Below are 6,374 nucleotides of genomic sequence, written 5' to 3'. Positions count from 1 at the left end.
GGGTGCGCTTCTCTTCCAGTCTGCCTCGGCCGCCGAAACGGATCTCCAGCTCCAAGACCATTGTTATCCCCCCTGAGCGGAGCAGATATCTTTCGGAAATTGCCGATACCGTGAGGAAGTATCATCATCAGACGCGCCAGCAGGCAGCCACGGTGAGAAAGTGGTGGCACTTGCGGGAGGCGGCTGCCGCCCTGGAAGAAGCCGCAGACGACAAGGACGGCGCTGCAGCCCTGCAGAAGCTGGCGCTGGAGGTGAAGAGGGCTGAGGCGCAGCTGCAGGAGGAGACGCAGAAGCTCCTGGACGACTGGTCCAGGACCAGAGAAGTATACAGTCAGCAGGTGTTCAGCTACGAGGTGAGGGGCAAGAAATTCCAGGTGCCGCTCTATTCTACTTCCCTGTCCCAGCAGAATATTCCCAAGGTTGCCCTGCCAAAGTTTGCCGATCCTGGCGAGATGTACAGCTGGCTGCGGCGGGAAAACCTGCCGGGACACTTCCCCTACACGGCCGGGGTTTTTCCTTTCAAACGAACTGATGAGGAACCCACGCGGATGTTTGCTGGCGAGGGTGATCCGGCTCGCACCAACCGGCGCTTCAAGCTGCTCTCCGGAGAGTACCCGGCCAAGAGACTCTCCACTGCTTTCGATTCGGTGACCCTCTATGGCTACGATCCAGAGGAGCGGCCCGATATTTATGGCAAGGTGGGCACCTCGGGGGTGAGCGTTTGCACTCTCGATGATGTGAAGATTCTTTATGACGGCTTCGACCTCTGCGCTGCCAATACCTCGGTTTCCATGACCATAAACGGCCCCGCACCCATGATTCTGGCAATGTTTTTCAACGCCGCCATAGATCAACAGGTCGACAAATTCAAGGCAGAACAGGGCCGGGAACCCAGCGAAGCGGAATACCGCCAGATCCGTGCTCGAGTGCTGAGTTCGGTGCGGGGTACGGTTCAGGCTGACATCCTCAAGGAGGACCAGGGCCAGAACACCTGCATCTTTTCAATCGAATTCGCCCTCAAGATGATGGGAGATATTCAGCAGTACTTTGTTGAACACCAGGTGAGAAACTTCTATTCGGTATCCATATCTGGCTACCATATTGCTGAAGCCGGGGCCAACCCTATCAGCCAGCTGGCCTTCACCCTGGCCAACGGCTTCACCTACGTGGAATATTACCTTTCCAGGGGCATGGCCATCGACAGCTTCGCACCTAACCTCTCCTTTTTCTTTTCAAATGGCATGGAGCCCGAGTACACCGTGATAGGACGGGTGGCCAGACGAATCTGGGCCATTGCCATGCGCCACATGTACGGCGGCTCTAGCAGGTCGCAGATGCTCAAATATCACATTCAGACCTCGGGCAGATCCCTGCACAGCCAGGAAATCCAGTTCAACGATATTCGCACTACCCTGCAGGCTCTGTGCGCCGTCTATGACAACTGCAACAGTCTGCACACCAATGCCTATGACGAGGCCATTACCACGCCGAGCACCGAGGCAGTGAGAAGAGCTCTGGCAATTCAACTCATAATAAACAGGGAATGGGGTCTGGCCAAAAACGAGAATCCCTTGCAGGGAAGCTTCATAGTTGATGAATTGACAGATCTCGTTGAGGAAGCCGTACTGGCGGAGTTTGATCGCCTCAGCGAACGGGGTGGGGTTCTCGGAGCAATGGAAACCGGCTACCAGCGGAGCAAGATTCAGGAGGAGTCCATTTACTACGAGACGCTCAAACATACGGGTGAATATCCAATAATAGGGGTCAACACCTTTCGCAATCCTGATGCCGAGGCTGAACAGACAACTGCTCAGGTAGAGCTGATCAGAGCCACTGAGGAGGAGAAGAGATCTCAACTGGACCGCTTGCGACAATTCCAGCAGCGCCACGAGAAAGAAGCGCCAGCTGCTCTGGAGCGGCTGCAACGGGTGGCCCTCGAAGGAGGCAACATTTTCGGGGAGTTGATGGAAACGGTGAGGTACTGCAGTCTGGGCCAGATTACCAGGGCCCTCGATGCGGTGGGAGGCAAGTACAGGCGAAACATGTAAGGCGCCAAAAGGGGGGGCCAGCAGGGGGAGTGATGCTTTTTGCACTGACTGATGAAGAAAAGATGGTGCAGGAAACAGCAGCGAAATTTGCCAGGAGTGAACTCGAACCGGTGGCAGCAGAGCTGGACCGGGGCAAAAAGCGGCAGGTCTTTCTCGACAATCTGAAGAAGTTGGCGGAACTTGGCTTCATGGGCCTCAACATTCGCCAGGAGTATGGCGGCAGCGAGGCCAGCACTGTGGCCTTCAGTCTTGCTATGACCGAGCTCGGCCGCGCTTGTGCCGCCACCACTGTCACCACCTCGGTGACAAATATGGTGGCGGGGATAATTCAATCTGTGGGCAGTGAAGCGCTAAAATCGACATATCTTCCCAGACTCTGCAGCGGCGCCTATGCCGCAGCCGGCTTTGGACTCACCGAAGATGTGGCTGGCTCGGATGCGGCCGCCATTCGCACCACGGCGGTAGCTGATGGAGACGGCTGGGTCCTGAACGGCAGAAAGATTTTCATTACCAGCGGCGCCTATGCCGGCGTTTTCATTATCTGGGCGGTCACTGACAAGACAGCGCCGCGAGGCAAGGGAATCAGTGCCTTTCTGGTGGAGCCTGGATTTGCCGGCTTCAAGGTGGGCAAGGATGAGGAGAAGATGGGACAGGTGGGCTCTGCCACCAATGAACTGATCATGGAAGACTGCCGGGTGCCGCGAGAAAATCTTCTGGGCGAGCTCAACAGGGGCTACCACATTGCCCTCACGGAACTTGGCGGCGGCAGGATTGGCATAGGATCCATGGCCCTGGGAATTGGCCTGGCAGCCATGGATTATGCTAGGGACTACGCCAAAGAGCGCTTGCAGTTCGGCCATCCAATAGCGAGGTATCAGGCAATCCAGTGGATGCTGGCGGACCGCTACACCGAACTGGAGGCAGCCCGGCTGTTGCTGCTCCAGGCTGCCCATCGCAAGGATCAGGGCAAACGGTTTGCCAGAGAGTCTTCCATGGCCAAACTGTATGCCACAGAAGCAGCCAATCGTGCCTGCTATGACGCCATGCAGATCCTCGGCGGCTACGGCTACATGAAAGAATACCCGCTGGAGCGCTATGCCCGCGATGTGCGGGTGTGTACCATATATGAGGGAACCAGTGAGATACAGCGGCGCATCATAGTCAGGGAACTTCTGCGTTGATCTTTGCCCGTGGGATGCGAATTCTCCATGAGAAAAGAACAACTCGATCAGCAACGAACTCGCGCCCTGCAGAAGGAATTTCAGCAGGGCTTTCCCCACAGCTGCGGCATCAAACTTGTCAAGCTGCACAGAGGATGGGCTGAGTCTCAGCTGGAGGTTGCGCCGCGGCACACTCAGCAGGACGGCTTTGTCCACGCCGGGGTTATGGCCACCATGGCGGATCACACTGCGGGCTATGCCGGTTTCAGCGTGATAGCTGATGAATATCGGATTCTGACCATGGAGTTCAAGATCAACTACCTGCGCCCAGCAAGCGGCCCCCGCCTCAGGTGCCAGGCGAGGATAGTGAAGGAGGGGAAAAGGGTGCTTGTGGCAGACTCGGAGATTTTCGCGCAGCAGGAGAGCGGTGAAAAACTGGTGGCCAAGGCCCTGGTGACCCTGATGGCAGTGCCTGCCTACAAGGTGGCGAGCAAGGGGCAGGAAAAAGGCTGAGGCGGCTGGCAGCAGCCTGCCTCTGTCAGGCCGAGAAGTCCAGGAGTGCCCCCAGGCTAGATGTCGTCTACGAAGTCCTGCCTTTTGGTCACTGTGAAAAACACACCCCCGCTGAGCATTTTTTTGTTGACTACAGCCCCGCCGTTGTGGGCGATGACCCTGGTCATTTTCTCCACGTGTTCCGGATCACAGATAAAACTGAAACTCTGGCCCGCGGGGATGATCCTGAGACGCAAACTTACGTCCAGAAAACCCTTTCAACAATCACCCCGATAATCGGCAACATCGGGGGTGGTTTTGTGCTTCCGCAAATGAGTCTTTACATCCATGTGGCTTCCTGTGTTGCATTCTCTTACTGAGACAACCTTACCTCATCTCTGCTGTCTTTGGAAGGTTCGTTCTACAGTGACAGTCTATTTTTGCTTTTTTGCGATTTTACAAATTTGTCGTCTCTGCTATCTTGGTCTTGCATCCAACGGCAAATGTACTTAGTTTTGCAGGTTACAGTCTGAAAATTGTGGAAAAAGGAGTAACGTATGTCTCAGCAAGAATCCTATGACCTCGTCATTATCGGTGGTGGCCCGGGGGGACTGAGTGCCGGCGTCTACGCCATGAGGGCTGCACTGAAGACCGTTCTTTTCGAAAAGGGGGTAGCCGGCGGTCAGGTAGCAGTCACCGATGTTGTGGAAAATTACCTCGGCTTTGAGAGCATCACCGGCTACGAACTGTCTCAAAAGTTCTTGCAGCACGCCCAGAGCTACGATCTGGAGGTGCGCTCAGAAGAGGTCGTGGCCGTGGAGCCTGGTCTGGAGATGCATGCTGTGCGGCTGGCCGACGGCACTGTTCTGAAAACCCATGCTGTTATCGTGGCCACAGGTGGAACGCCCCGCAAACTGAAGGTTCCTGGTGAACTGGAGTACTACGGCAAGGGGGTCTCCTACTGTGGGGTCTGTGATGGCTTCTTTTTCAGAGATAAAATAGTCGTGGTCGTGGGTGGAGGGGATACCGCGGCAGAAGAGGCTCTCTATCTGGCAAAGCTCGCCAGGCAGGTCTACCTGGTGCATCGGCGCGATGCCCTGCGGGCCAGTATGATTCTGCAGGAGCGCATCAAGGCCGACTGCAAGATCGAAGTTCTCTGGAATGCGGTGGTGACGGAAATAAAGGGCGACGACAGCGGGGTCACGGGAGTGGAATTGCAGGACACCAGGACGGCTGAGCGACGTGAACTGGCTACAGACGGGGTGTTTATCTTTGTGGGCTTCGAGCCCAATAATCAGCTGGTGCCCGCCGGAACCAAGATGAACGCCAACGGCTATGTAATCACCGATGACAAGTGTGAAACAAATATTCCCGGGATCTTCGCAGTAGGTGACTTGCGGGAGAAATACGCCAGGCAAATCGTTATTGCCGCAGCCGACGGCTGTACTGCGGCACTGGCTGCAGCCTACTACGTGGAGGCCAAAAAGGCTGGAGATGTGGTCTGCGAACTGCCGCCAGAGCTGGCGGCTGAATCCTGAGTTGGATCGAACACGGCACACCCTGCGCCATGCGGGCCGCGGCCATGAGCGGGCAGTGTCAGCAAAGAAAAAAACAGCATTATTTTATCGGACTTGACCTAAGTCAAGGCGACTGCCTTCTGGGCCGAGATATGATGGCCGTATACTGGCAGGAGGTGAATATATTATGAAGAAAGATGATTTCCGCTGTCCGGGCCAGAACACCATGTTCTGGAAGCCTGACGATATCTACGATGTGACCTGCCCCAATTGCGGCCGCCAGGTTGAGTTCTGGAAGGACGATGCCAGACGCACCTGCGTGTGCGGCCATCGATTCATGAATCCCCGTCGGGACCTTGGCTGCCTGGAGTGGTGCAAGTATGCGGAGAAATGTATGCCCGAGATGTTTACGGGTGAGAATCTGCAGGCGCTCTATCGGGACCGCCTGCTGGCAGCTGTGAAAATAACTCTGAAGCCTGACGAGCAGCGGCTGCAGAAGACCTCTGAAGCAGTGGACCTGGCCGAAGAAATACTTGCCGGCGAAGGCGGCGAAGCCAAGGTGGTCATTGCCGGCACCATTCTCAGAGATCTGCTGGCCGCAGCTGGCGGCGGCAACTCCACCCCAGAGGGTATTTCCAGAGAGGACGTGCACAGGACAGCTGTAAAGGTTCTTTCTGAAGTAAACACCGAAGACGAGGTGGTAGAACAGGTGAGCGACATCCTGCAGAGCCCCGTTCTGCCGGAAGAGTCCGCCAGTGTCAGCCTGAAAGTAGTCCTGGACGCCCTCTATATAACCGAGCTCAGACGCAAACGGGCGCTGCTGGAGGAGACGACCTTGCGGCGGCTGATAGACAAGAAGATACTTACTGACACCGGCAAGCAGGTGGCCAAAGAGTGGCTGCTGAAGTACAGGTAGCCTTTTCACGGGCATGCCAGTGGAGGTCAGATCTGAGATTGTCTTCTGGTCAAACCTCTTCGGGCAGCATAAGAAAGCCTGGCAGATCCAGGAGGATCTGCCAGGCTTTCTTCATCTGCTGAAGTGGCCTAGAAGCTATCAGGTATGGCTTCCAGTTTCATACGGTCTTCCATGTCGAACAGTTTTCGTTCACGCTCGCCCATGATGCCGAGGGCTTCGCGCTTTTTGTTGATGTGTTCGA

6 protein-coding genes are annotated in these 6,374 nt (G+C 55.9%); 5 read left to right on the top strand and 1 reads right to left on the bottom strand.

The window, feature by feature from the left end:
- The 3 genes from JRI89_16120 to JRI89_16110 form a co-directional block, all read left to right on the top strand.
- A partial coding sequence (locus tag JRI89_16120; protein ID MBW2072763.1) for a methylmalonyl-CoA mutase occupies nucleotides 1-2,048 on the top strand: 2,048 nt, incomplete at its 5' end.
- A gap of 32 nt (nucleotides 2,049-2,080) precedes the next feature.
- A complete protein-coding gene (locus JRI89_16115; GenBank protein ID MBW2072762.1) occupies nucleotides 2,081-3,229 on the top strand; it encodes an acyl-CoA dehydrogenase family protein in 1,149 nt (382 codons plus the stop codon).
- 27 nt (nucleotides 3,230-3,256) lie between these two features.
- On the top strand, nucleotides 3,257-3,721 hold the full coding sequence (locus JRI89_16110) for a PaaI family thioesterase (GenBank protein ID MBW2072761.1): 465 nt from the start codon (nucleotides 3,257-3,259) through the stop codon (nucleotides 3,719-3,721).
- 56 nt (nucleotides 3,722-3,777) lie between these two features.
- On the opposite strand, the gene JRI89_16105 is transcribed toward JRI89_16110, so the two are convergent.
- Nucleotides 3,778-3,957 carry a hypothetical protein gene (locus tag JRI89_16105; protein MBW2072760.1) on the bottom strand — a complete coding sequence of 60 codons (180 nt, stop codon included), beginning with the start codon at nucleotides 3,955-3,957 and terminating at the stop codon, nucleotides 3,778-3,780.
- Between the two features lie 300 nt (nucleotides 3,958-4,257).
- On the opposite strand from JRI89_16105, the gene trxB reads away from it, so the two are divergent.
- Both trxB and JRI89_16095 read left to right on the top strand, forming a co-directional pair.
- Entirely contained in the window at nucleotides 4,258-5,238 is a 981-nt protein-coding gene (gene trxB / locus JRI89_16100; protein MBW2072759.1) for a thioredoxin-disulfide reductase, read from the top strand.
- A gap of 166 nt (nucleotides 5,239-5,404) precedes the next feature.
- Nucleotides 5,405-6,133 carry a hypothetical protein gene (locus JRI89_16095; GenBank protein MBW2072758.1) on the top strand — a complete coding sequence of 243 codons (729 nt, stop codon included), beginning with the start codon at nucleotides 5,405-5,407 and terminating at the stop codon, nucleotides 6,131-6,133.
- Nucleotides 6,134-6,374: the final 241 nt, after the last annotated feature.

Source organism: Deltaproteobacteria bacterium, from assembly GCA_019309045.1.
Classification (GTDB): Bacteria; Desulfobacterota; Syntrophobacteria; order BM002; family BM002; genus JAFDGZ01.
The sequence above is the reverse complement of the archived record's forward strand: the minus strand, read 5'-3'. Positions and strand labels throughout refer to the sequence as shown.

Coding starts and splice junctions, on each gene's coding strand:
- JRI89_16115 (MBW2072762.1), top strand. CDS start 2,081: ATGCTTTTTGCACTGACTGATGAAGAAAAGATGGTGCAGGAAACAGCA.
- JRI89_16110 (MBW2072761.1), top strand. CDS start 3,257: ATGAGAAAAGAACAACTCGATCAGCAACGAACTCGCGCCCTGCAGAAG.
- trxB (MBW2072759.1), top strand. CDS start 4,258: ATGTCTCAGCAAGAATCCTATGACCTCGTCATTATCGGTGGTGGCCCG.
- JRI89_16095 (MBW2072758.1), top strand. CDS start 5,405: ATGAAGAAAGATGATTTCCGCTGTCCGGGCCAGAACACCATGTTCTGG.